The sequence below is a fragment of the Gemmiger sp. genome (assembly GCF_036306485.1).
In the GTDB taxonomy this organism is placed as follows: domain Bacteria; phylum Bacillota; class Clostridia; order Oscillospirales; family Ruminococcaceae; genus Gemmiger.
On sequence record NZ_JAXJZK010000012.1, the window covers coordinates 1 to 24,791 of the forward strand.

Sequence of the window (24,791 nt, forward strand, 5' to 3'; positions counted from 1 at the left end):
GGCGCGGGGGACATCTTCGGCGGCAGTGCGATGAGCCAGTTCCTGCGGCTCGGCAAGGCGCCCGAGGCGCTCAGCGTCGAGGAGATGCGGGCGGTGACGCGGTTTGCCTGCTGCGCGGCAAGCCTCTCGACCCAGACGCACGGCGGCATCAACAGCGTCGTGCCGGAGGACGAGGTCCGCGCGATTCTCTGACAAAAAACAACAGGAGCGCACCGGAAGGTTCCGGTGCGCTCCTGTTTTGGTAATCGGGAAAAAAGCGGGCTCAGAGGGCGTCCTCCGAGTAGCTGCCGAACCCTTCGCCGATGACCTCATGGGCATCGCAGACGATGATGAAGGCCTCGGGGTCAAGGGCCAGCACGGTCCGTTTGAGGGCGGTGATCTGCTCGGGGCGGAAGGTGGTCAGCAGCACATCCTTGCCGCGGCCGCGGTAGGCGCCCTGGCCGTCCATCCGGGTGATGCCGAAATGCTCGGACAGCAGCGTGTGGACCAGCTCCTCGTTCTTGTCGCTGATGATGACGGCCATCCGGGCGTGGGTGGAGCCGTAGACGACGGTGTCCACCGTGATGCTCGAGACATACATCGCCACAATGCCGAACATCGCGCCGTCCACGCTGCGGAACACAACGCCGTAGGCCACGATGATGGTCAGGTCGATCATCAGGCAGAGCCGTCCGATCGAGATATGCCGGTAGCGGTATTTGAGCAGCCGGGCCGCCAGGTCGGAGCCGCCCGTCGTGACGCCGATGCGCAGCTGCATGCCGACCGAAAGGCCGAACAGCAGACCCGCATAGACGCAGGCCAGGAACTTGTTGTCCATCGGCCGGAAGGGGACGACCGAGATCAGGTCAATCATCACGGCGCCGACCAGCATCGCGCAGAAGGAGCGCACGCAGGACCGGAAGCCCTGGCGCCGGGCCAGCAGATAGAACAGCGGGACGTTGAGCACAATGCTCACAACGCCCACCGGGATCACCGGGACCAGCCGGTGGATGACCTGGCCGATGCCGGTGAAGCCGCCCGTGACGATCTGGTTGGGCTGAAACAGCCAGTCAAAGGCGATGGCGTAGATGGTGCCGCACACCGCGATCACAGCCGCGTCGCGCACCAGGTCCAGTGCTTTCCGTTCCACAGTGGTTTCCTCCTTACAGCACAGTCCGGCGCAGACGCCGCCCGGACGGGAACTGCCGGGTCCGCCCCGGCGCCAGAAGATGGTCTGCCGCTATTATCCCACGCCGGGGCGCAAAACGCAATGCAAATTGCCGAAAAAAGCACAAATACGCTGACAATCAGCAAGTTTCCTCACGATACAGGAACCAGGCAAAGCCGTAGGGGTACAGCTCGACGTCGTTGAGGTCGCCGCGCTTGCCGCCGTACATCAGTTCCTCAAAGGGACCCTGCTCCCCGGAACGGACGTGCAGGAACTCGGGGCTGAAGTTGAAGAAGGCGATCAGCTTATGGCCCTGGTACCAGCGCCCGACGCCCAGCACATGGCTGCTGCCGGTGTCAAAGGTCCAGACGTCGGCCTGGGCGTCAAAGGCTTTCTCGGCGGCGCGGATGGTCTCCATCCGGCGCAGGCCCTCAAACTGCTTGCCCTGGCGGGTCGTCGTGTCGTGGCGCAGCTCGGCCAGATCCCACTGGAAGTTGCCGCGGTGGATGTAGCGGCTGTCATCCCACTTCTCGGGGTCGTTGTGGTAGCTGTAATCGTTGAGCTGGCCGATCTCGTCGCCGCTGTACAGCACCGGAATGCCGCTCTGGGTCAGCATCCAGGCGTGCAGCATCAGGTCGCAGGAGATCGCCCGCTCCAGCTTGAAGGGGTCGTTCTCAAAGTCGGCGGCCTCCACGCCGCACAGCGACGCCGTCGTGCCGCACAGGCGCGCATCGCCCAGCCGGGGATCGTCGTTGTACAGCTCGCCGCGGCTGTCGCTTCCCGGCCATTTGCCGGTGAACCAGTCGTTCAGATACTTCTTGTGCGCCACCTCGTTGGTGCCGAACCGGGCGCCCAGCCACGGATAATCCAGGCCCCAGCCGATGTCGTCATGGCAGCGCAGATAGTTCAGAAACAGAAAATCACGCGGCAGCGCGCAGACTGTGTCCATCTGATGGCGCAGCAGCGAGATGTCCGCCGTCGCCAGCGAGTTCCAGGTGGTGGCCATCGTCGTGACGTTGTACAGCATATGGCATTCCGGCTTCTCCGGCGTGCCGAAGTAGGGCACCACCTTGGCCGGCTCCATGACCACCTCGCCCAGCAGCAGCACGCTGGGGCAGACAATCTCGCAGACCATCCGCATCATCCGCACCAGCGTGTGCACCTGCGGCAGGTTGCGGCAGGAAGTGCCCAGCTCCTTCCAGATATAGGGCACCGCATCCAGCCGGATCACATCAATGCCGCGGTTGGTCAGATAGAGCAGGTTTTCCGTCATATCGTTGAAAACAACCGGGTTCGCATAGTTCAGATCCCACTGGTAGGGATAGAAGTTGGTCATGACCACCTGCTTGCAGTCATCCAGCCAGGTAAAGCTGCCCGGCGCCGTCGTCGGGAACACCTGCGGCACCGTCTTTTCAAACTCGTTGGGAATGTCCCAGTTGTCGTAGAAGAAATACCGCTCCCGGTAGCCCGGCTCCCCGGCCCGCGCCTTTCTGGCCCACTCGTGGTCCTCGCTGGTGTGGTTCATCACAAAGTCCAGGCACAGGCTCATGCCCTTGTCGCGGCAGGCGTCCGCCAGGTGCTCCAGGTCGGCCATCGTGCCCAGCTCCGGCTCGACGGTGCGGAAATCCGCCACCGCATAGCCGCCGTCGCTGCGGCCTTTGGGGCTCTGCAGCAGCGGCATCAGATGCAGGTAGTTGACGCCGCATTCCTGAATGTAGGGCAGCTTCTCCTCCACCCCTTTCAGGGTGCCCGCAAAGGCGTTGGTGTACATCATCATGCCCAGCAGGTCCCGGCGGCGGTACCAGTCGGGGTTCGCCTCCCGGGCCGCATCCTGCGCCCGCAGCGCGGGCTTGCGGTCCGCCCAGGCACGGCGCAGCATCCCGATGCAGTAGTCAAACGCCTGCTCGTCGTCGTGGTACAGCTCGCAGTACAGCCATTTCAGCTCGTCGTAATGGCGGGCCAGACGCCGCTCAAACGCCGCGTCGTCGCTCTCGCCGGCCGGCTCGGCAGCCTTGGGTGCCTCCTTCACAGGCTCGGCGGCCTTGGGTGCCTCCTTCACAGGCTCGGCGGCCTTGGGTGCCTCGGCTTTGGGCGCCTCCTTCACGGGCTCGGCAGCCTTCGGTGCCTCGGCCTTGGGTGCCTCCTTCACAGGCTCGGCAGCTTTGGGCGCCTCCTGGACCGGCTCGGCGGCCTTGGGGGCTGCCGGGGCGGCCTTCTGCGGGGCCGCCGCCTTCACGGGACGGGCCGCAGGAGCCTTCTTTTTTGCTTTCTTTCGGCTTTTCATCAGAAATCCTCCTTATTCCTCTTCGCCCGCAGGCGCAGACGGTTTTCATGGGATCGCAGGGGCCTTTCCGGCGTCGGAATCGGACCGTTCGCCGGCGACGGCCGCAGGCAGGCGGCGCAGCGGGCTGCCTTCCGGACCCATTATACTACATCCTTCCTGTTTTGTGTTTATTTCTGCCATCAAAATTCAAATCTGACCGGATTTACCAAAACTTCACCGGGGTTTTACCGTTGCGTGGTGGAGAAGCCGCGCCGCCGGCGCTACAATACCCCTGGAGCAGCCAAAGGAAAGGAGCGATCCGTCATGAACCGGACGCAGATCCAAAAGAAGCACCCCGCCCGCCGCAGCCGGGGGCTGGGATGGCAGATCCCCGCAGCACTGGCCTGCGGCATCGCGCTCTGGGGGCGGTTCAGCGGCGCCGCCAACGCGCCGTCCATCGCCTGTGCGGCGCTGGCGGGCCTGGTGCTGGCCCTGAGCGTGGTACTGGCCCTGAAGAGCGAACCGCGGTAATACACAAACGGGAGCGCAGCAGCCGCTGCGCTCCCGTTTTGCTGCGGGTCATTGGCCCAGATTCTGCAAAAACGCCTGTTCCTTTTGCGCGCCGTAGGGGCCGTACCGGCCGGCCAGCAGCGCGGGCAGGGCGGTATCGGCCAGCTCGGCCCAGCTCTCGGCCTCATGCCGGACCAGGATGGGATAGAACCAGACGCCGTTCTGCCGGGCGGCGGCCCGGTCCCCCGGCGCATCGCCGACCATCAGCAGATGGTCGGGGGCGTAGCCTGTGCGCAGCAGCGCGGCAAGGCAGTCCGCCTTGCTGCCGGTATCCTGGCAGCAGACGACATCCACGCTGTCCAGCAGGCCGCAGCGGGCCCACTCCTCCTCGACGGCCTCGCGGTTGGCGCTGGACACCACCGCCACATCGGCCACGGCCCGGGCGGCCGCCAGCCCCGCGGCGGCGCCGTCAAAGGGCTTTTTCTCCGACGCGGGCATCGCGTCAATCGCCGCGTTGACCTTGCGGGACCAGGCCAGGGCCTTGGCCAGGCAGGGACCCTTGGCGCGGGCGGCGGCCTGCTCTGCGGCCCGGTTGCTCAGCTCGGGGGCCGCGGCCACCCAGTCGGTCAGCTCCTGCACCCCCTCGATGGGGCAGAGCGTTTCGTTGATCTCGGCCAGCATCAGCGCCAGGCCCCGGAACCGGTTGACGCCCCGCGTCATCGAATAGAGGTTGATCTCATTCCAGCGCCGGAGCACGGTGTCCGACCAGCGCTGCAGGCCCCACTCCTCCACCAGGCAGGGGCCGAAGCAGCGGAAATGCTTGCTGTTCATCGTGTCCATCGCACAGCCGTCGCTGTCCACACAGACCAGCCAGTCTTTCCGGCGGGTAAATTGCTGCAGATCCTTCATGATGTTCCTCCTGCCCTTACAGCCGGGTGTCCCACCGGCCGCAGAATACCGTTTCCTCCGCCTTGCCCAGGAAGGGACTCTGACCGGTCAGCTTGGCGATGGCGGCGCGGATGTGGCTGCGGTGGGGCGCATAGGCGTTGATGAAGGTGTGCAGCTGGGGCACGTCGATCAGGTGGTTGGTGTAGTTCAGGCTCATGCCCACGGTGGGAACCTCCTCGTTGTACCAGGGCAGTTCCATGCTGTGGTTGCAGCTCCAGCGCACCCGGACCTCGTTCTCCTGCGCATAGCCCTTGATGTTGAAAACCAGCAGCGCCCAGTCGTGCGTCTCCACAAAGCCCTGACGGCTCGAATGGCTGAGCATCTTGACAAAATTCATCGGCGTGACGCCGTTGCGGATCTCCAGGTCATAGTAGTTGGGGCACAGGTCCACCTCGAACCCGGCGCGCTCCAGCTCCTCCACAACGACCTGCTTGACCGGGTCGCCGGCATAGCCCTTGGAGTTGGGCGTGGTGCCGACATACACGAGAAAGACCCGCTTCTGCCGGGCCGGGTCGATGGGCAGGTTGGCGCGGGTGTCCTTGACGAGCGTGATGCAGCTCTCGGCGGCCTGCTCCGCGTAGGCCTGATGTTCCTGGCAGCCGATGACGGACAGCCCCTCGTGGGCGGGGAAGCGGACGCTCTCCTCGTACAGGCGCAGCCGGGCCTTGAGGCCCAGGATGCGGTGCAGCGCGTCGGACAGCCGCTCCTCGGTCAGGTCGCCCCGCTCGTAGGCGTCGCGCACAAAGGAGATGTCCTCCTCAATGTCGTTGGCGAAGAGGAACATGTCGCAGCCGGCAATGATGGCGCCGGGCACGGCCTCGCGGCGCTTGACCCGGGCGGTCATGCCCACCATGTGGGAGGCGTCGGTGATGATGACGCCGTTGAAGCCCAGCTCCCCCCGCAGCAGGTCGGTGACCAGCTCGGGCGCCAGCGTGGCGGGCAGGATGTCCTTGTCCGCAATGCCGGGGCGCAGTTTGCGGCTCATCGCGGGCAGCGCAATGTGGCCCACCATCACCGATTCCAGGCCGTCCTCAATCAGGCCGCGGTACACCTTGCCGAAGGTGGCCTCCCACTCCTCGGCGCTCAGGGTGTTGACGCCCATCGCCAGGTGCTGGTCCAGCTCCTCCACGCCGTCGCCGGGAAAATGCTTGGCCGTGACGGCCATGTGGGGGTTGGTCTCCCGGATGCCCCGGATGTAGGCCCGCGCGTTGGCAAGCACCTTGTCGGGGTCGGCGCCGAAGCTGCGGGTGTTGACAATCGTGTTGCGCCAGTTCCGGTACAGATCCACCACGGGGTTGAACATCCAGTTGCAGCCCACGGCGGCGGACTCCCGGCCGGCCACCAGACCGATGTGGTAGGCATTGTCGGTGCCGGCACCGGCCCCGCACTCCGCCGCGGTGGCCACAAAGGTGCCTTCCGGCACGATGCTGCCGGCGCCGTCGTCCGAGTAGGTGGCGATCAGCAGGGGAATTTTGCTGTGTTTCTGGTACAGGGTGTTCTGCCGCCAGACCGCTTCCTTGTCGCCGCCCTCCCAGCGCAGGCCGCCCTGGTGGGACCGGGCCAGCGTGGCCTCGATGCGCTGCTCATCGATGCCGGGCTCCGCCTTGAGCAGCACAAACAGCTGCCCGATCTTTTCGTCCAGCGTCATGCCGGCGATGGTGTCCTCCACCCAGCGGATCTGCTCGTCGTTGAGAAAAAACGGTTTTGCCTTGAGATTGACCATAGGGTACCTCCTTGCCTGTTGATGACAAAAAAAGTGCGGTTTCCTGCCGAAAGCGGGATTTTTGTTCTATTATAGCATGGTCCGGCCCTGCCGGTCCAGCGCCGGGCGCGAAAAAAGCGTCGGCTTGCCGCCGGCGGTGCGCCGGGGTATAATAGAGGGAAAACCCGCCGGGCGGGGAAGGAGAGTGCGGAATGAACGGCTGCATTGCGATCTGTGATGATTCGGACACCGACCGGAACTATCTGGCCGGGCTGGCCCGGCGATGGGCAGAACAGCGGGGCCACACGGTCCGGGTGGCGCTGTATCCGTCCGCCGAGAGCTTCCTGTTCCGGTACGCCGAGAACAAGGACGTGCAGATTCTGTTGCTGGACATCGAGATGGGCCGGATGGACGGCATCACGATGGCCCGCACGCTGCGCCGCGACAACGACGCCGTGCAGATCATCTTCATCACGGGGTATTCCGACTATATTGCGGACGGCTACGAGGTGGAGGCGCTGCATTACCTGATGAAGCCGGTGGACGAGGCCAAGCTGATGGCGGTGCTGGACCGCGCGGCGGACAAGCTGCGCCGCAACGAACGGATGCTCACGCTGGAACTGTCCGGCGAGATGGTGCGGCTGCCGGTCTATCAGGTGCGCTCCGCCGAGGTGCAGGGCAACTATGTGACGATCCATGCCCGGACGGACTACACCGTCCGGATGACGCTCAGCGAGCTGGAAGCCCGGCTGGACGACCATTTTTTCCGGCTCGGGCGGTCGGCGCTCGTCAACCTGGGCTTTGTGGCCCGGGTGACCCGCACGGCGGTGACGCTCAGCGACGGCAGCACGCTGCCGCTGCCCCGCGGCGCCTACGACCGGATCAACCGCGCCATCATCGACAGGGGGTAAACCATGGGACTGTTATCGCACCGCCGGGACCGCGAACTCGAGGCCTACCAGCGGGAACTCATCGACACCCATTACCGGGAAGTGGAAAACATGTACCGGCAGATGCGGGGCTGGCGGCATGACTACCGCAACCACATCCAGGCCATGAAGGCGCTGGCCGCCGGCAACGACCTGGCGGGCCTGCGGGACTACCTCGACAAGCTGGACACCGACCTCAACACGGTGGACACCGTCCTCAAGACCGGCAACGCGATGGCGGACGCCATCCTGAACAGCAAGATCTCGCTGGCCCGGTCGCGCCGCATCCCGGTGCAGGCCGACGCCCACATCCCGGTGCAGCTGCGCATGTCGGAGCTGGACCTCTGCGTGATTCTGGGCAACCTGTTCGACAACGCCATCGAGGCCAGCCTGGCCCTGCCGGAGGACAAGCGGCTCATCCGGGTGTATCTGGACATGAAGGGAAGCCAGCTGTACATCAGCTTCACCAATTTCACGGCGGTGGGCAAACAACCCCGGCTGGGCCGCCGGTTTGCCACCACCAAGGGCCAGGGCCACGGCTTCGGGCTGGTGCGCATCGACGCCATTGTGGACCGGCTGGACGGCTACCTGAGCCGCAACAGCGAGGACGGCGCTTTCACCACCGAGATCCTGATCCCCCAGGTCTGAGCAGTTCGTCCCGCGAAATCCGCCGTTCGTCCCCGGAATGTTCCGGGGATTTCTTTTTGTGATAGGGTAGGGACAAGAGGTGAATCGCATGAAGGAAAAACCGAGATACAACACCCTGCAGAATGTGGGGTTCATGATGCGGGCGGCCTGGCACACCGACAGGAGCGTGCCGCTGCTCTGCGTGGCCGTCGCGGCGGTCACGGCGGGGCAGACGGTGACCGAGCTGCTGCTGGCCCCGGCGGTGCTCGCCCGGGTCGAGAGCCATGCCGCGCTGGCAAGCCTCGTGGAGCGGATTGTGCTGTTCGGGGCGGTGCTCTTTGTGCTCTACGGCCTGCGCGCCTACCTGCAGGAGAACGTCCTGTACGGGCGGGTGGCCATCCGCACCGAGCTGATGACCCGGGTCAGCAGCAAGATGGCGCAGACCTCCTTTCCCAACCTGCTCGACACGGCGTTCCTGCGCCAGGCCGAGCGCAGCAACGAACTGTGCAGCGACAATTCCTCCCCCACCGAGGCAATCTGGAAAACCCTCACCGAGCTGCTGACCAGCCTGATCGGCTTTGCGGTCTACCTCGCGCTGCTGTCGGGCCTGCATCCGCTGCTGCTGACCGTCGTGCTGGTCACGACGGTGCTGGGGTACCTGTTCAGCCACCGCGTCAATGTCTGGATTTACAGCCACCGCGACGAGGAGGAGGAATACCGCAGCCGGCTGGCCTATCTGAACCGGGTCTGCACCGACCGCAGCTATGCCAAGGACCTGCGGATCTTCGGGCTGAAGCCCTGGCTGAACGAGGTCTGGGACCGGGTCATGCGGCTCTTCGAGGCGTATCTGAAAAAACAGCAGCTCCACTACCTGGCCATCGACGTGGCCGACCTGGTGCTGACCTTCGCCCGGGACGGCATCGCCTACGCCTACCTGATCGGGCTTGCGCTGACCCGGGGAATGCCCGCCTCGCAGTTCCTGCTCTACTTCACGGCGGTCAGCGGCTTCACCCAGTGGGTCACCGGCATCCTCGACAAGGGCACCGAGCTGCACCGCCAGTCGCTGGACCTCTCGCTGCTGCGCGGGATGCTGGAATGGCCCGAGCCGTTCCGGCTGACGGACGGCGAACCGCTGCCCTGCACCCCCGCCATGCCCTGCGAGCTGCGGTTTGACCATGTCAGCTACCGCTACCCCGAGGCGGAGCGGGACACCCTGCACGACATCGACCTGACCATCCGCGCCGGCGAAAAACTCGCCGTCGTGGGCCTCAACGGCGCCGGAAAAACCACGCTCGTGCGGCTTGCCTGCGGCTTCCTCGACCCCACGCAGGGCCGGGTGCTGCTCAACGGCCGGGACATCCGGGACTTCAACCGGCGGGACTACTACGCGCTGTTCTCGGCGGTGTTCCAGGACTTTTCGCTGCTCGAGGCCAGCATCGCGCAGAACGTCGCCCAGCGGCAGGAGGGCATCGACACCGCGGCCGTGTGGAGCTGCCTCGACAAGGCGGGCCTGACCGGGACCGTCCGGGCGCTGCCCCAGGGGCTGGACACCAAGCTGGGCCGCCGCGTCTACGAGGACGGGGTGGAACTGTCCGGCGGGCAGATCCAGCGGCTCATGCTGGCCCGGGCACTGTACAAGAACGGGCCGATTCTCGTGCTGGACGAACCCACCGCCGCGCTGGACCCGCTGGCCGAGGACGACATCTACCAGAAATACAACCGGATGACGGCGGGCCGCACCGCCATCTTCATCAGCCACCGGCTGGCGTCCACCCGGTTCTGTGACCGCATTCTTTTCCTGGAACAAGGACGCATCACCGAGCAGGGCACCCACGAAAGCCTGCTGGCCGCGGGCGGCGGGTATGCCGCCCTGTTCGCCGTGCAGAGCCAGTATTACCGGGAAGGAGGGACCCACGATGAACCGGAAGCCTGACAATGCCGTTTCCTTCCGCCGGGCCTGGGCGCTCAACCTGCGGGCCTGGAAGATGTGGCTGCACACAAGCCCCGGCTATTTTGCCGCCAACCTGCTCAGCCCGGCGGGGCGGGCGCTGGCGCCCTACCTGACCATCTGGCTGTCCGCCCGCATCATCGCCGAACTGTCCGGCGGGCGGGATGCCCGGCGCCTCGCGTTCTGGGCGATGCTCACGGTCGGCGCGACGGCGCTGCTGGCCCTGGGCAACGGCGTGCTGAAACGCTGGAGCGATCGGGAGCGCAGCGCGCTGAGCAGCCAGCGGTTCCGGCCCCTGGCCGACAAGATGGCCGCGCTGGACTACGCCCAGATTGACCGGCAGGAGATCCACGACCTCTATTCCCAGATCCACCAGAACGACAACTGGAGCGGCTACGGCCTGTGGCAGACGCTGGTCTTTTTCCCCAACTTCTGCAAAGCCGTCGTCCAGGTGGCGGGCGGCATCGGCTTCACGCTGACGCTGTTTTTCACCGATGTCCCGGCCGGCGGCCCGCTCGGACTGCTCAACAGCCCGCTGTGCATGGTGGGGGTGCTGGCCATGATGGTGGCGGCCGTGCTGGTCTCCTCGGCGTGCAGCGGCCGGGCCAACCTGATCCTGACCCGGCAGTTCCGCACCTTCACGGCCGGCAACCGGTTCTTCTCGTTCTACGGCATGGCGCCGATGGACCGCCGCCGCGCCGCCGACATGCGGATCTACTGCCAGCAGGAGAACCTCTGCGAACCCATGATGCGCGCCAACCGCTTCTTTGCGCGGGGCTCCCCGCTGGCAAAGCTGGCCCAGGGCCGGGTCGGCGTGCTGATGGGGCTGGCACAGTCCGCCTCGGCGGTGCTGACCTGCGCGGTCTATCTGTTTGTCTGCCTCAAGGCGTGGGCCGGGGCGTTCGGCGTCGGGGCGGTGACCCAGTACGTCGGCGCGGCCACCCAGCTGTTCGGCGGCATCTCGCTGCTGCTCGAAACGCTCGGCCAGATCCGGGCCGACGGCCCCTTCCTCGAACAGACCTTCACCTTCCTCGACCTGCCCAACCCGATGTACCAGGGCAGCCTGACCACCGAAAAGCGCTCCGACCGCAACTATCAGGTGGAGTTCCGGGATGTCTCCTTCCGCTACCCCGGCACCGACCGGTGGGCCGTGCGGCATCTCAACATCCGGTTCCGCATCGGGCGGCGTCTGGCCGTCGTGGGGCCCAACGGCAGCGGCAAGACCACCTTCATCAAGCTGCTCTGCCGTCTGTACGACCCCACCGAGGGGGAGATCCTGCTCAACGGCATCGACATCCGCAAATACCGGTACGAGGAGTATCTGGCGCTGTTCTCGGTGGTGTTCCAGGACTTCCGGCTGCTGGCCCTGCCGCTCGGCGAGAACGTGGCCGGCGCCGCCGCGTATGACCGGGACCGGGCCGCCCGCTGCCTGGCCGACGCGGGCTTCGGCGACCGGCTGGACGGCCTGGACCGGGGCCTCGACACCATCCTGTACCGCGACCTCGACAAGACGGGCGTGGAAATTTCGGGCGGTGAAGCGCAGAAAATCGCGATTGCGCGGGCGCTGTACAAGGACGCGCCCTTCCTGGTGCTGGACGAACCCACCGCCGCGCTGGACCCCATCGCCGAGGCGGAGATCTATACCCGGTTTGACGCCATCGCCGGCGACAAGACCGCCGTCTATATCAGCCACCGGCTGTCCAGCTGCAAGTTCTGCGACACCATCGTCGTCTTTGAGGACGGCGCGATCGTCCAGACCGGCACCCACGCCGACCTGCTGGCCGACACGGCGGGGCTTTACCGCCGCCTGTGGCAGGCCCAGGCGCAGTATTATACCGAATCCTGACCGTTCCGGGCACACCCCAGGGTGTGCCCGGCCTTTTTATGCCCCGATGACAGCCGCGCCGCCCTGTGGTATACTGTTGCCATGTCTGCAAGCCTGCCGCCGCCGCGGCAGAGTTCACCGAGAAAAGGAGCAAACCATCATGGCAAAGAACTTCTCCCACCGCAGCGAGATCCCCGAGGCCTTCACCTGGAACCTGGCGGACCTCTTCCCCAACGACGCGGCCTGGCGGGCCGAGCTGGAGCGGCTGCGCCGCGACATGGCCGAACTGGCCGGCTATGCGGGCCGGCTGGACCGGAGCGCCGCGACGCTGCTGGCCTTCCTGCAGCTGCAGGACCGCGTCGAGGTGGCCGCCGACCGGCTGCTCTCCTACGCCTTCCGCAAGACCGACGAGGACACCCGCGAGCCGGTCTACCAGGAGATGAGCACCGAGGCCCACAACCTGGCCGTCGAATGGGAGGAGGCCCTGTCCTTCCAGACGCCCGAGCTGCTGGCCATCGCGGAGGACCGGCTGGAAGCGTTCTACCGCGAGGAGCCGGCGCTGGAACACTACCGCCTGATGCTGACCCGCATCCGCCGCAAGCGGGAACACACCCTGCCCGCCGAGGGCGAGGCCCTGCTGGCCGCGGCCGGCAGCATGGGCCAGGCGCCGGGCAACATCTTTGCGCTGCTCAACAACGCCGACCTGACCTTTGCCGACGCCGTGGACAGCCGCGGCGAGCGCCACCCCGTGACCCACGGCAGCTACGGCGCGCTGCTGCAATCTTCCGACCGCACGCTGCGCGCCTCGGCGTTCCGGTCGCTGTATGCGGGCTACGGCAGCCTGAAAAACACCTGCGCCGCCGTGCTGGGCGCCCAGATGAAGCAGCTGCAGTTCTTTGCCGCGGCGCGGCGGTATCCCTCGGCGCTCCATGCGGCGCTGGACGAGACCGAGGTCCCGGTCGAGATCTACCACAACCTGATCCGCACCGTGCATGACCATCTGCCCGCCATGCACCGCTATGTGCGGCTGCGCAAACGGCTGCTGGGCGTGGACGAGCTGCACTACTACGACCTGTACGCCCCGATGGTCGCCGACGAGGAGATGCGGGTTCCCTTCGAGGAGGGCAAAGCGCTGGCCCTGGCCGCTCTGGCACCGCTGGGCGAGGAGTACCTGCAGATCCTGCGCGAGGGCTTTGCCAACCGCTGGGTGGATGTCTACGAAAATCAGGGCAAGCGGTCCGGCGCCTACTCGGCCGGCGTGTACGGCGTGCATCCCTATGTGCTGCTCAACTACACCGACACCCTCGACGACGCCTTCACGCTGGTGCATGAGATGGGCCATGCGCTGCATTCCTACCTGTCCAACCGGACCCAGAGCCCGACCTATGCGGGATACAAGATCTTTGTGGCCGAGGTCGCTTCCACCTGCAACGAGGCGCTGCTGATCCGCTACCTGCTCAACGGCACCGACGAGCCGCGCCGCCGCGCCTACCTGATCAACCACTTCCTCGAGCAGTTCCGCGCCACGCTGTACCGCCAGACGATGTTCGCCGAGTTCGAGCTGTGGTGCAGCGAGCAGACCCGCCAGGGCCGCGCCCTGACCGCCGAGGCGCTCTGCACCCGGTACGCCGAGCTCAACCGGCTGTACTACGGCGACGACATCGCCGCCGACCCCGAGATCGCCCTCGAGTGGTCCCGCATCCCGCATTTCTATTACAACTTCTATGTCTACCAGTACGCCACCGGCTTTGCCGCGGCAGTCGCGCTGTCCGGCCGGATTCTCAGCCAGGGCGCGCCAGCCGTGCGGGATTACCTGAACTTCCTCGGCGGCGGATGCTCCGCCGACCCCGTCACACTGCTGCGCGGCGCCGGCGTCGATCTGTCCACCCCCGCGCCCATCGACGAGGCCCTGACCTGCTTCGACGGCCTGCTCACCGAGATGGAATCCCTGCTGTGCTGAACCCCGATTGTCCGCCATGCGGGACGCCCCGTTTTTCCTTTTGTACGGTTTATGGGATTTTTTCATCAAAATTTCTGGAATTTTTCACTTTTATTTCACTTGTTGTTGCTTTTTGCCGCCACTTTTGATAAAATGGATGTAAATTCTGTCGGATCGGATCGGCAAGTGAAGTTTGCACTGTCCGTCAAACAGAAACAAAACTACCGTTATGGGACAGGAAAGGAATGTACACATGAAAAACAAACAGCTCGTGTCCTTGTTGTTGACGGGCGCCATGGCAGTCTCTCTGGCGGCCTGCGGCGGTCAGCAAACCGTCACCAACAACCCGGACAGCACTGCTGCCCAGAGCAGCACCGGTGAGACCAGCGCTGAGGAAGCCAGCGCCAAGCCCACCGCACCCCAGGGTCAGCTGGTTATCGGCACCACGACCCAGATGAACAACGACTTCTACGATACCAGCTTCTCCAACAACGCGACCAACTACAAGACCTACGATCTGATCCACGGCTACAACACCGTTGTTTCGGACACCGAAGGCGCCTGGGTCTTTGACCCGACCGTTGTCGCCAGCCACGAGGAGACCGAGAACGAGGACGGCACCAAGACCTACACCGTCACGATCAACGACGGTCTGACCTGGAGCGACGGCACCCCGATCACCGCCAAGGACTACGTCTTTGAGCTGCTGCTCGAGAGCTCCCCCGAGATGAACGGCGTGGACGGCTATCCCAGCCAGGCCGGTTATCCGCTGGTCGGCTATCAGGAATACTTTGACGGCCAGACCGACAACTTCGCCGGCGTCCATCTGGTGGATGACATGACCTACTCGGTCACCGTCCGTGCAGAGGAGCTGCCCTACCATTACGACATTACCTACGCCACGGCTGTACCCCGTCCCATGCATGTGATTGCGCCTGACTGCGACGTGGTGGACGCCCCCGAGGGCGCTACCATCACCGGTGACTTCACCACCGACCTGCTGCTCAAGACCATCAACGATCCCACCACCGGCTACCGCTACGCCCCGAAGGTCACTTGCGGACCCTATCTGTTTGACTCCTTCGACGTGGCCAGCGCGCAGTGCACCCTGTCGGTCAACCCCAGCTATGTGGGCGACTACCGCGGTGTCAAGCCGACCATCGAAAAGATCATCATCAAGACCGTCAAGAGCGATACGATGATCAACGAGCTGAAGTCCGGCTCGGTTGACCTGCTGTTCCAGTGCTCCGGCGCCGACACCATCAACGCCGGTCTGGACCTCGTCGATGCCGGCGAGGCGCAGGACAACACCTTCTTCCGCAACGGCTACGGCAAGATCCAGTTCGACTGCAGCCAGTTCCCGACCGACTCTGCCAACGTCCGCAAGGCCATCGCCTACTGCCTGGACCGCAATGAGTTCGCGCGTCAGTACTCCGGCGGCTACGCTGCCGTTGTCCATTCCTACTACGGCATGGCCCAGTGGGAATACCAGGAGTCCAAGGACTGGATTGACCAGAACCTGAACACCTACGAAAAGAACCTCGACGAGGCCAAGGCCCTGCTCGAGGAGGACGGCTGGACCCTCAACGCCGACGGCACCCCGTACTCCGGCACCGGCGTCCGCTACAAGGATGTCAACGGCGAGCTCAAGCCGCTCATCATCGAGTGGTGCAACACCGACGGCAACCCCGTTTCCGACCTGCTGGCCACCATGCTGCCCGAGGCCATGAACGAAGTGGGCATGCAGCTCAACCCCACCACCACCGACTTCCCGACCATGCTGGCCGGTATCGACCACACGGGCGACAAGATCTACAACATGTACAACCTGGCCACCGGCTTTGCACTGGCCAGCTCTCCGTGGTACTACTACTCCACCGATCCTGTCTGGATGCAGGGCGGCTACAACAGCAACTGGATTGCTGATGACGAACTGGCCGCTGCCGCCGAAGCCATGAAGTCCATCCCCTACGAGGATAACGACGCCTGGCTGGCTGCCTGGCAGAACTTCATCAAGGTCTGGAACGAAAAGCTGCCCGACGTTCCTCTGTACTCCGATGAGTACTACGACTTCTTCTCCAATAAACTGCACGACTGGAAGGCTACCTCTGTTTGGGAGTGGTCCCGTGCTGTCCTGGATGCTTGGGTTGACGCCTGAGCCTGATCCAGCATGACGAGCGTCCGGCGGAACCCCGCATTGTGACCGGGTTCCGCCGGATTTTGTGTAGCAAGGATGTTTCCCGCCGGGGCGCCCCCGACCGGAAAACTGCCACCCAACTTTTTAACGGAGGAACGGTGAATGGGAAAAAGCAGATACCTGGTGAAGCGATTGATCTACATCGTCTTCGTCTTTTTTATCATCTCCATCCTGATGTTCGCGATCTACAAGTCCATGCCGGGCAATCCCGTGGACATCATGCTGGGCAACAGCAAAACCACCATGAAACCCGAGGCCTACCAGGCCCTGTATGACAAGACCGTCAAGTCCCTGGGCCTCGACAAACCGCTGCCGGTGCAGTACCTGGGCTGGATGGGCAACATGCTCACCGGCGAATTCGGCTACTCCACCCAGTACAAGCAGGAAGTCATCAACATCATCGGCGCGCCGATGGCCAACACGGTCATGCTCAACATCCTCACCATGATCGTCGTCTTTGTCATTGCCATCCCGCTGGGCATCGTCACGGCGGTGCGCAAGAACAGCGTCTTTGACAAGAGCGTTCAGGTGCTGACCATCGTCGGTTACAGCATCCCCACCTTCATCGTGGCCCTGCTTGCCATCTTCCTGCTGTCCGTCAAGATCCCGCTGTTCCCGATCAGCGGCGTGCGCTCCCCCGGCTCCACCGCCACCGGCCTGGCCGCAGCCCTCGATATGCTGCATCACATGGCACTGCCGGTGCTGGTCATGTCGGTCTCGGGCATCGGCGGCATCACCCGCTATGTCCGCGCAGCCATGATCGACGTGCTGCGGATGGACTACATCAAGACCGCCCGCGCCAAAGGCCTGGCGGAAAAAACCGTCATCTACGTTCATGCGTTCCGCAACGCCCTGATCCCCGTGGTCACCGTGACCACCTGGTGGGTGGTGGGCCTGTTCGGCGGCTCCATCGTCATCGAGTCGGTCTTTCTGTGGCCCGGCCTCGGCAAAATGCTGATCGACGGTCTGCTGCAGCGTGACTTTGCGGTGGTGCTCACCATGCAGATGTTCTATGTCGTGCTGTCCCTGGCGGGCAACGTCATCATGGACATCGCCTACACGATGGTCGACCCCCGCGTGCGACTCGAGGATTGAAGGAGGGAAGAGGATGCTCAACAACAAAAAGAAAAAGCGCTCCACGGCGGCCACCGCTGCCCAGCGCGTCGTCCTGGGCGGTATGCCCCAGGAGGAGGAAGAAGTTCTCCAGAGCCCGCTGCAGATGGTGGTGGAATCCTTTGTCCGGGACAAGATCGCCATGGCCGGCGTCATCCTGTTCACCTTCATCTTCCTTTGCTGCGTCTTCCTGCCGTACCTGTTCCCGATTGATCTGTACTATCAGGATGTCACCCAGGCCAACGTGGCCCCCGGTTTCGGCATGCTCAACGTCCCCAGCGCCCTCAAGGACAACGCCCTCGACCTGTCGGTGGGCAGCTCCTTCTCGGTCGGTCTGGACAACAACGGCAACGTCTACGAGTGGGGTACCTTCCCCAACGAAAAGCTCAAGAACATCCCCAGCGCCAGCGAGACCGGCAAGCTGGTCCAGATCTCGGCGGGCCTCGACCATGTGATCGCGGTCAACGAGGACGGCCAGATCTTCACCTGGGGCAATGACCGCATGGGCCTGACCAGCATCCCGATGGATCTGCGCACCGGCGGCAACCACATCAAGCAGATTCTCGCCGGCTACCAGATCTCGCTGGCCCTCACCGAGGAAGGCGAGATGTACAACTGGGGCAGCGACTACCTGCTCAGCATCACCTACCCCGAGGGCGTCCAGGGCAACATCGAAAAGTTTGCCGCCAGCACCAACATCGTCATGGTGCTGACCAAGGACGGCCGCGTCGTGCCGCTGACCAGCAAGGCTTCCGCCTACACCAACATCCCCGAGGACATCCAGGGCCAGGTCGTGGACCTCGCCCTGACCGATGAGTGCGCCGCCGCCCTGACCTCGGACGGCGTGGTCCACACCTGGGGCAACAACATCAAGAAGGGCCTGGATGTCCCCGAGGAAATCCAGGGCCAGGTGGCGTCGCTGTCCAGCGGCCGCTACCACTTCACCGCCGTGCTCAAGGACGGCACCCTCAAGGGCTGGGGCGACAACACCCACGGCCAGGCCAGCGCCCCCGCCGGCGTCCAGGTCTCCTCGGTCGAGAGCGGCTACTACGCCAACTACGCCATCACCCAGGACGGCTCGGTCCGGGCCTGGGGCCTCAAGGGCTACCTGATGGGCACCGACGCGCTGGGACGTGACCTCTTCCGCCGGATGCTCGTCGGCGGCCGGATGACCATGACGGTCGGCGCCATCGCCGTCATCATCTCCACCATCATCGGTATCGTGGTGGGCGGCATCTCGGGCTACAAGGGCGGCAAGGTGGACAACCTCCTGATGCGTCTGACCGAGATTGTCTCCTCCATTCCGTTCCTGCCGTTCTGTATCATCCTGTCCTCCATCCTGGGCAACCGCATCAGCGAGACCCAGCGCATCATCCTGATCATGTGCATCCTGGGCCTGCTTTCCTGGCCCGGCATCGCCCGACTGGTCCGCGGCAGCGTGCTGGCCGAGCGTGAACAGGAGTTTGTCACCGCGGCCAAGGCACTGGGCGTCAAGGAATTCGGCATCATCTTCCGCCACATCCTGCCCAACGTCATCACCGTCATCATCGTCAATGCCACGCTGAACTTTGCCACCTGCATGCTGACCGAGTCCTCCCTGTCCTTCATCGGCTTCGGCGTCAACGAGCCCAATGCCACCTGGGGCAACATGCTGACCGGCGCACAGAACGGCCAGGTCATCGAAAACTACTGGTGGCGCTGGGTGTTCCCGGCTCTGATGCTCGGCATCTGCACCATCAGCATCAACTGCATCGGTGACGGCCTGCGCGACGCCATTGACCCCAAATCGAAGGAGAGGTGACAAACCCATGAGTCTGTTGGAAGTCAAGAACCTGCACACCTATTTCAAGACCAAGAAGGGCATCGTCAAGGCGGTCAATGATGTCAGCTATACCCTCGAGGCCGGCAAGACCCTGGGCATCGTCGGGGAATCCGGTTCCGGCAAGAGCGTTTCCGCCATGAGCATCATCCGCCTGCTGGACGGCAACGGCTACATTGACAGCGGCGAAATCCTCTTCGACGGCAAAAACATCCTGGAGGCCAGCATCAAGGACCTGCACCACATCCGCGGCAACGAGATCTCGGTCATCTTTCAGGAACCCATGACCTCGCTGAACCCCGTCTTCACCGTCGAGCGCCAGATCGGCGAGGTGCTGCGCCTGCACCAGCACCTCGACAAGAAGGCCACCCGCGAGAAGGTGCTTTCGCTGCTGGCCGATGTCAACATCCCCAACCCCGACCGGGTGGCCAAACAGTACCCCTTCCAGCTGTCCGGCGGTATGCGCCAGCGCGTCATGATCGCCATGGCGCTGGCCTGCAAGCCCAAGCTGCTCATCGCCGACGAACCCACCACCGCCCTGGACGTGACCATCCAGGCCCAGATCCTCAAGCTGATGAACGAGCTCAAGTACCAGACCGGTACCTCCATCCTCTTCATCACCCACGACCTGGGCGTCATCCATGAGATGGCCGACGATGTCGCCGTCATGTACTGCGGCCAGATCGTCGAGAAGGCGACCGCCAAGACCATCTTCCACGACGGCACCTATTCCCATCCCTACACCGAGGGCCTGATGACCTCCATCCCCCGGCTCAATACCCCCAAGGACAAGCGGCTCGAAGCCATCCCCGGCGCCGTGCCCAATCCGCTGTATCTGCCGGTGGGCTGCAAGTTCGGCCCCCGCTGCAAATACTGCACCGAAAAGTGCAAGGCCAGCGAACCGCCTCTGCAGCAGGTGGGTTCCGATCATTACATCCGGTGCTTCTATCCGGAAAAGGCGGTGAGAAACAAACATGGAGAATGAAAAGCGTAACGTGCTGCTGACCATCCGGGACCTCAAGCAGTATTTCCCCGTGAAAAAGACCAAGCTGCGCGAAAAGCAGCGCTATGTCCGCGCCAATGACGGAATCACGCTGGACATCTATGCCGGCGAGACGCTCGGCCTGGTCGGCGAGTCCGGCTGCGGCAAGTCCACGCTGGGCCGCACGCTGCTGCAGCTGACCCCCCAGACCCACGGCGATGTCATCTACCACAAGGACGGCAAGGACATCGACCTCAAAAGCCTCTCCAAGGAGGAGATGCGGGTGCTGCGCAAGGACCTGCAGCTCATCTTCCAGGACCCCTACTCCTCGCTGAACCCCCGGATGACGGTGGGCCAGATCATCGGCGAGGGCCTGGTCTCCCACGGGATGTTCAAGCGCGGCGACCCCGCCATGCGGGACTACATCTTCAAGGTCATGGAGAACTGCGGCCTCGACACCTACATGTTCGGCCGCTATCCGCACCAGTTCTCGGGCGGCCAGCGCCAGCGCATCGGCATCGCCCGCAGCCTGGCCCTCAACCCGGCCTTCGTCGTCTGTGACGAGGCGGTCTCGGCGCTGGATGTCTCCATCCAGTCCCAGATCCTCAACCTGCTGTCCGACCTCAAGGAAAAGCAGCATCTGACCTACCTCTTCATCACCCACGACCTCAGCGTCGTCAAGTACATCAGCGACCGCATCGGCGTCATGTACCTGGGCAACATGGTCGAGCTGGCCCCCACCGAGGAACTGTTCGCCAACACGCTGCACCCCTACACCGAGGCGCTGCTCTCCGCCATTCCTGTGGTGGACGAGGACGACAAGCGGGAGCGCATCCTGCTCGAGGGCGATATTCCCAGCCCCGTCAACCCGCCGTCCGGCTGCAAGTTCCACACCCGCTGCCACTACTGCCAGCAGAAGTGCAAGGAGGTCGTCCCCGAGTGGACCGACGTCGGCAACAACCATTTCGTTGCCTGCCACTATCCTCTGCACCATAAGGAGTAACCATGCTGTTCGGAAAAAAGATCGACCGCGTCCTCAACGTCCGCAAGGCCGAGGAACGGTTCGAGAAGGACCGCGAGGAACTCCCGCTGGAAAAAAATGACCGGCTGGCCATGATCCTGGCCGCCCTGGCGGTCTTTGTGCCGGTGCTCCTGGTGGTCATCGGCATCTTCCTGTTGGTCCTGTATCTGTTTTTCTTCCGGTTCCTGTAAGGACTGCCGGAACCCTTCCTTTCCTGTACCCAAAAAACGCCGGATTCCGTGCCGATTGACGGAATCCGGCGTTTTGTTATCTTCCCTGATTCAACAGAATGTATTTTTTCGATAAAACTATCCCGAACGGCGAACTCTTACAGGAACAGCTCGGGTTCCTTGCGGCCGGAACAGACCTTCTTGAGGGCCAGGCCGACGGCGGTCAGCATGACGCCGTTGACCTTGCGGGCGCCCTGCGGGCAGACCGAGACGCACCGCATGCAGGAGATGCAGGCATCGCTGTTGACCGAGTGCGGGTCGGCGGGGTCGATCGCCCCGGCCGGGCATTCCCGGGCGCAGGTGCCGCAGCCCGTGCAGTCGGCGGTCGGTTTGGGCACCATCCCGGAACCGCCGGCCTTCTTGTAGGGGCGGTTGCCCGGCAGGGCGGGCTCGGTGTCATCGCCGGCGGTCAGCTTGTCGGCAATCCGGCCGGCAAACGCCCGGAGCGTTTCGGCGTCGGCGGCGTCGGGGCGTCCGGCGGCAAACTGCCGCGCGATGGAGTGCTCCGCCACCGCGGCCGCGGCCGCCACCACCCGGAACCCGGCCTGCACCGCCGCATCCCGCAGCTCCACCAGCGTGTCCTCATACGCGCGGTTGCCGTAGACGCAGAGCAGCACCGCCCGGGCGCCGTTGGCCTGCAGCCCGACCAGCCGCTCGACGGCCAGCGCCGGCACCCGGCCCCCGTAGGAGGGCACCGCCAACACGGCCACATCCTGCGCCGTCAGGGCAAGGGCGGCCGGATGCACCGTCAGGTCCACCGGAATCACCTCGCCGGGCAGGGCCTGCGCCACAAGATCCGCCGCCTTCCGGGTACCGCCGGTGGGACTGAAAAAGATTTCATACACGTTCATTTTCAAAACCTCCGATTGTTCAAACCGTGCGCCGCAGGGGCTTGCATTCGGGAGCAATGCCCGCTACAATAGAGATGTAACACGGCCCATTACATCTTATCCCCACTATACCACGCCGATGATGTAATGTCAATCTTTACATCAAAGTCAGAAAGGAAGCCCGCCATGCAGCTCAGCATGAAATGTTCCGTTGCCGTGCACTGTCTGCTCTTTATCTGGGAGGCAGGGCCGACCACCCGGGTCACCAGCACGCTGCTGGCCCAGAGCACCGGATGCAACCCGGTCGTCATCCGCAATGTGCTCAGCGCCCTCAAGAAGGCGGGGCTCATCACGGTGGCGCGCGGCCGGGGCGGGGCCGCACTCTGCCGCGACCCGCAGCAGATCACGCTGTGGCAGATCTACCGCGCGCTGGACCCGCGGGGCGTTCCGGAGCTCATCGGCATCCACCCCTGCGACGACCGCCCCTGCCCGGTGGCCCGCAACATCCGCCGGGTGCTGCGCCGCCCCTACCGCGAAATCGGCCAGGCCGTCGCCCGCACGATGGAGGGCATCACGCTGGCCAGCCTGATCGAGGATCTTGAACATCCCGACCCCGACACCTGAAAAAGGCCGGAGCACCGTGCTCCGGCCTTTTTATGGCAGGGTCAGATTTTTTTGGCCAGCTCGGCGGCCTGGCGGCAGCCGTCGGTGCCGTCAATCTCGCCGGGGCGCAGCACGCCGGGAATCAGCACCTCGCCGACCATCGTCCAGCCGTTGAGCGCGGCGGTCCGCTCGATGGGAATCCGCACGCCGTCCAGCACGGTGGGGTCCTTCTCCTCACAGCAGGCGATCAGGGCACATTCCTTGCCCGCAATCGGCTTGCCGCCCACGACCAGCGAATACAGCCGGTCGATCACGCCCTTGATCTGCGCCGGGATGGAATACCAGTACACCGGCATCGTGAACACCACCGCGTCGGCCTCCAGCACGGCGGGCGCAATGCGGTTGAAATCATCCTCAAAGGAACAGGCCCGGCCGGTGCGGTAGCAGGTCTCGCAGGCATGGCACCCGCCGATCTTCAGCATCGCCGCGTCAAACCGGGTCACGGTGTGGCCCTCGGCCTGCGCCGCCCGGATAAAGCTGTCCGTCATCGCAAAACTGTTGCCGTTCGCACGGGGACTGCCCGTGATTACCACGATTTTCTTGCTCATCATAGACCTCCTGATTCGGTTGACTTTTTCGGGCCCTCTGGCTACAATCATAACAAGAATACCAAAAAGCGCAAGTACGCACATTCCGGTGCGATACTTACCGAAAGGAGAGTGTACGATGTCCCCATCCGCCGACCGCGCCTGCATCGACGGCGCCCGCCTGGCCGACACCGGCTTCAGCTACACGATGTCGCTGATCCAGGGCAAGTACAAGATGACCATTCTGTATACCCTGATGACCTTCGGGGTGGTGCGGTTCAACGAGATGAAAAAGTACATCGGCACCATCTCCTACAAGACGCTGAGCGCCACCCTCAAGGAGCTTGAGGCGGACCGGCTTGTCCACCGGGAGGAATACCCCCAGATCCCGCCCAAGGTGGAGTACAGCCTGACCCCGCGGGGCCGCTCGCTGATCCCCATTCTCGACCAGATGTGCGAGTGGGGGGACCGCAACCGGCTGTGAAACGTTTCGCACACTGGCCGTCATTCTGCACAGGAAACTGTGCGAAAAACTGGAAAATCTGCCGGAACCGGGCGGGGCAGACCGCCCCGGCGGTTTCATGAAGCCGCTTTACACAGGGGGGCAAACGGTGGTATAATGCAGACGGAACGCGCACAGGACGCTGTCCGCCGCGCTGCCGTGTCGGGGCATCGGCCGGGACCGATGCCGGAGGTTTCCGGGAGGTAATGAGGATGAAAGACGTTGTCGCATTGGGCGAACTGCTCATTGATTTTGCGCCGGTCTCAAGCGACGAGGCCGGCTACCCGACGCTGAAGGCGCAGCCCGGCGGCGCGCCGGGCAATTTCCTGGCGGCGCTGCAGCGGTACGGCTGCACGACGGCGCTGATCGGCAAGGTGGGGGACGACGCGTTCGGCCACCTGCTGACCGGCACGCTGGAGCGCCTCGGCATCGGCACCGAGGGCATTGTGACCGACCCGGCGGTGTTCACGACACTCGCCTTTGTGACGCTGGACGCGACGGGCAACCGGTCCTTCAGCTTTGCGCGCAAGCCGGGCGCCGACACCTGCCTGCGGCCCGACGAGGTGGACAAGAGCCTGCTGGACGGCTGCAGGGTGTTCCATTTCGGAACGCTGAGCCTGACGGGGGAACCGGCGCGGTCGGCGACCCGGGAGGCGGTGGCCTACGCGAAGGCGCAGGGCAAGCTGATCAGCTTTGACCCCAACCTGCGCAAGCCGCTCTGGCCGAGCGACGAGGCCGCCAAAGAGCAGATCGAGTGGGGCCTGCATCAGGCAGACATCGTCAAGATCAGCGACGAGGAGATCGACTTCCTGTGGGGGCTGACGCCCGAAGCGGGTGCGCAGAAGCTGCTGCGGGAGTACGGCGTCCGGCTGGTCTATGCGACGCTGGGCCCGAAGGGCTGCCATTTTGCCAACGCCAACGGCAGCGGGGAGGTGCCCTCCCCGACGGGGCTGCACGTCATCGACACGACGGGCGCGGGGGACATCTTCGGCGGCAGTGCGATGAGCCAGTTCCTGCGGCTCGGCAAGGCGCCCGAGGCGCTCAGCGTCGAGGAGATGCGGGCGGTGAC

Annotated in this window: 21 protein-coding genes and 1 pseudogene; 16 read left to right on the top strand and 6 right to left on the bottom strand. The window is 64.3% G+C overall.

Features of this window, described 5'->3' with window-relative positions; genetic code table 11:
• Nucleotides 1-192: pseudogene (locus U0L91_RS01405) on the top strand (carbohydrate kinase family protein); the annotation flags it as partial.
• Nucleotides 193-262: 70 nt separating this feature from the next.
• Here the strand turns inward: U0L91_RS01405 and U0L91_RS01410 are convergent.
• Both U0L91_RS01410 and U0L91_RS01415 read right to left on the bottom strand, forming a co-directional pair.
• On the bottom strand, nt 263-1,129 hold the full coding sequence (locus U0L91_RS01410) for a YitT family protein (protein ID WP_330044246.1): 867 nt from the start codon (nt 1,127-1,129) through the stop codon (nt 263-265).
• A gap of 157 nt (nt 1,130-1,286) precedes the next feature.
• Nucleotides 1,287-3,431: an alpha-amylase family protein gene (locus U0L91_RS01415; RefSeq protein ID WP_330044248.1), complete on the bottom strand. Its 2,145-nt coding sequence runs from the start codon at nt 3,429-3,431 to the stop codon at nt 1,287-1,289.
• 303 nt (nt 3,432-3,734) lie between these two features.
• On the opposite strand from U0L91_RS01415, the gene U0L91_RS01420 reads away from it, so the two are divergent.
• Entirely contained in the window at nt 3,735-3,941 is a 207-nt protein-coding gene (locus U0L91_RS01420; protein WP_330044249.1) for a hypothetical protein, read from the top strand.
• Between the two features lie 48 nt (nt 3,942-3,989).
• Here the strand turns inward: U0L91_RS01420 and U0L91_RS01425 are convergent, their stop codons facing one another.
• Together U0L91_RS01425 and U0L91_RS01430 are read right to left on the bottom strand one after the other, a co-directional pair.
• Nucleotides 3,990-4,829, bottom strand: a complete 840-nt coding sequence (locus U0L91_RS01425) for an HAD family hydrolase (protein WP_330044250.1) — start codon at nt 4,827-4,829, stop codon at nt 3,990-3,992.
• 16 nt (nt 4,830-4,845) lie between these two features.
• Nucleotides 4,846-6,591 carry a glycoside hydrolase family 3 protein gene (locus U0L91_RS01430; protein ID WP_330044253.1) on the bottom strand — a complete coding sequence of 582 codons (1,746 nt, stop codon included), beginning with the start codon at nt 6,589-6,591 and terminating at the stop codon, nt 4,846-4,848.
• Between the two features lie 191 nt (nt 6,592-6,782).
• Between U0L91_RS01430 and U0L91_RS01435 the strand changes: the two genes are divergently transcribed.
• The 11 genes from U0L91_RS01435 to U0L91_RS01485 all read left to right on the top strand — a co-directional run bounded on the left by U0L91_RS01435 (nt 6,783) and on the right by U0L91_RS01485 (nt 21,161).
• Nucleotides 6,783-7,481: a LytR/AlgR family response regulator transcription factor gene (locus U0L91_RS01435; protein WP_330044255.1), complete on the top strand. Its 699-nt coding sequence runs from the start codon at nt 6,783-6,785 to the stop codon at nt 7,479-7,481.
• A 3-nt stretch (nt 7,482-7,484) separates the two neighbouring features.
• Nucleotides 7,485-8,147: a sensor histidine kinase gene (locus U0L91_RS01440; protein WP_330044256.1), complete on the top strand. Its 663-nt coding sequence runs from the start codon at nt 7,485-7,487 to the stop codon at nt 8,145-8,147.
• Between the two features lie 88 nt (nt 8,148-8,235).
• Nucleotides 8,236-10,059, top strand: coding sequence for an ABC transporter ATP-binding protein (locus U0L91_RS01445; protein ID WP_330044258.1), 1,824 nt, complete (start codon nt 8,236-8,238; stop codon nt 10,057-10,059).
• A complete protein-coding gene (locus tag U0L91_RS01450; RefSeq protein ID WP_330044259.1) occupies nt 10,043-11,920 on the top strand; it encodes an ABC transporter ATP-binding protein in 1,878 nt (625 codons plus the stop codon). Before U0L91_RS01445 ends, U0L91_RS01450 begins: the two co-directional genes overlap by 17 nt.
• Nucleotides 11,921-12,059: 139 nt before the next feature.
• Nucleotides 12,060-13,859: an oligoendopeptidase F gene (pepF, locus tag U0L91_RS01455; protein ID WP_330044260.1), complete on the top strand. Its 1,800-nt coding sequence runs from the start codon at nt 12,060-12,062 to the stop codon at nt 13,857-13,859.
• 232 nt (nt 13,860-14,091) lie between these two features.
• The gene (locus U0L91_RS01460; RefSeq protein WP_330044261.1) at nt 14,092-15,996 is read left to right on the top strand and encodes an ABC transporter substrate-binding protein; all 1,905 of its coding nucleotides are present in this window, start codon (nt 14,092-14,094) and stop codon (nt 15,994-15,996) included.
• A 141-nt stretch (nt 15,997-16,137) separates the two neighbouring features.
• Entirely contained in the window at nt 16,138-17,130 is a 993-nt protein-coding gene (locus U0L91_RS01465; RefSeq protein WP_330044263.1) for an ABC transporter permease, read from the top strand.
• 13 nt (nt 17,131-17,143) lie between these two features.
• Nucleotides 17,144-18,949, top strand: coding sequence for an ABC transporter permease subunit (locus U0L91_RS01470; RefSeq protein WP_330044264.1), 1,806 nt, complete (start codon nt 17,144-17,146; stop codon nt 18,947-18,949).
• Nucleotides 18,950-18,956: 7 nt separating this feature from the next.
• Entirely contained in the window at nt 18,957-19,952 is a 996-nt protein-coding gene (locus U0L91_RS01475) for an ABC transporter ATP-binding protein (RefSeq protein WP_330044265.1), read from the top strand.
• The gene (locus tag U0L91_RS01480; protein WP_330044267.1) at nt 19,942-20,952 is read left to right on the top strand and encodes an ABC transporter ATP-binding protein; all 1,011 of its coding nucleotides are present in this window, start codon (nt 19,942-19,944) and stop codon (nt 20,950-20,952) included. Before U0L91_RS01475 ends, U0L91_RS01480 begins: the two co-directional genes overlap by 11 nt.
• Before the next feature lie 2 nt (nt 20,953-20,954).
• A complete protein-coding gene (locus tag U0L91_RS01485) occupies nt 20,955-21,161 on the top strand; it encodes a hypothetical protein (protein WP_330044269.1) in 207 nt (68 codons plus the stop codon).
• A gap of 137 nt (nt 21,162-21,298) precedes the next feature.
• On the opposite strand, the gene U0L91_RS01490 is transcribed toward U0L91_RS01485, so the two are convergent.
• On the bottom strand, nt 21,299-22,051 hold the full coding sequence (locus U0L91_RS01490) for a 4Fe-4S binding protein (protein ID WP_330044271.1): 753 nt from the start codon (nt 22,049-22,051) through the stop codon (nt 21,299-21,301).
• Between the two features lie 165 nt (nt 22,052-22,216).
• Here U0L91_RS01490 and U0L91_RS01495 point away from each other — a divergent pair, with 165 nt between their 5' ends.
• On the top strand, nt 22,217-22,654 hold the full coding sequence (locus U0L91_RS01495; RefSeq protein WP_330044273.1) for an Rrf2 family transcriptional regulator: 438 nt from the start codon (nt 22,217-22,219) through the stop codon (nt 22,652-22,654).
• Between the two features lie 41 nt (nt 22,655-22,695).
• On the opposite strand, the gene U0L91_RS01500 is transcribed toward U0L91_RS01495, so the two are convergent.
• Entirely contained in the window at nt 22,696-23,241 is a 546-nt protein-coding gene (locus U0L91_RS01500; RefSeq protein WP_330044276.1) for a flavodoxin family protein, read from the bottom strand.
• A 118-nt stretch (nt 23,242-23,359) separates the two neighbouring features.
• Here U0L91_RS01500 and U0L91_RS01505 point away from each other — a divergent pair, with 118 nt between their 5' ends.
• Both U0L91_RS01505 and U0L91_RS01510 read left to right on the top strand, forming a co-directional pair.
• The gene (locus U0L91_RS01505) at nt 23,360-23,704 is read left to right on the top strand and encodes a winged helix-turn-helix transcriptional regulator (protein WP_330044277.1); all 345 of its coding nucleotides are present in this window, start codon (nt 23,360-23,362) and stop codon (nt 23,702-23,704) included.
• A 230-nt stretch (nt 23,705-23,934) separates the two neighbouring features.
• A partial coding sequence (locus U0L91_RS01510; protein WP_330044279.1) for a carbohydrate kinase family protein occupies nt 23,935-24,791 on the top strand: 857 nt, incomplete at its 3' end.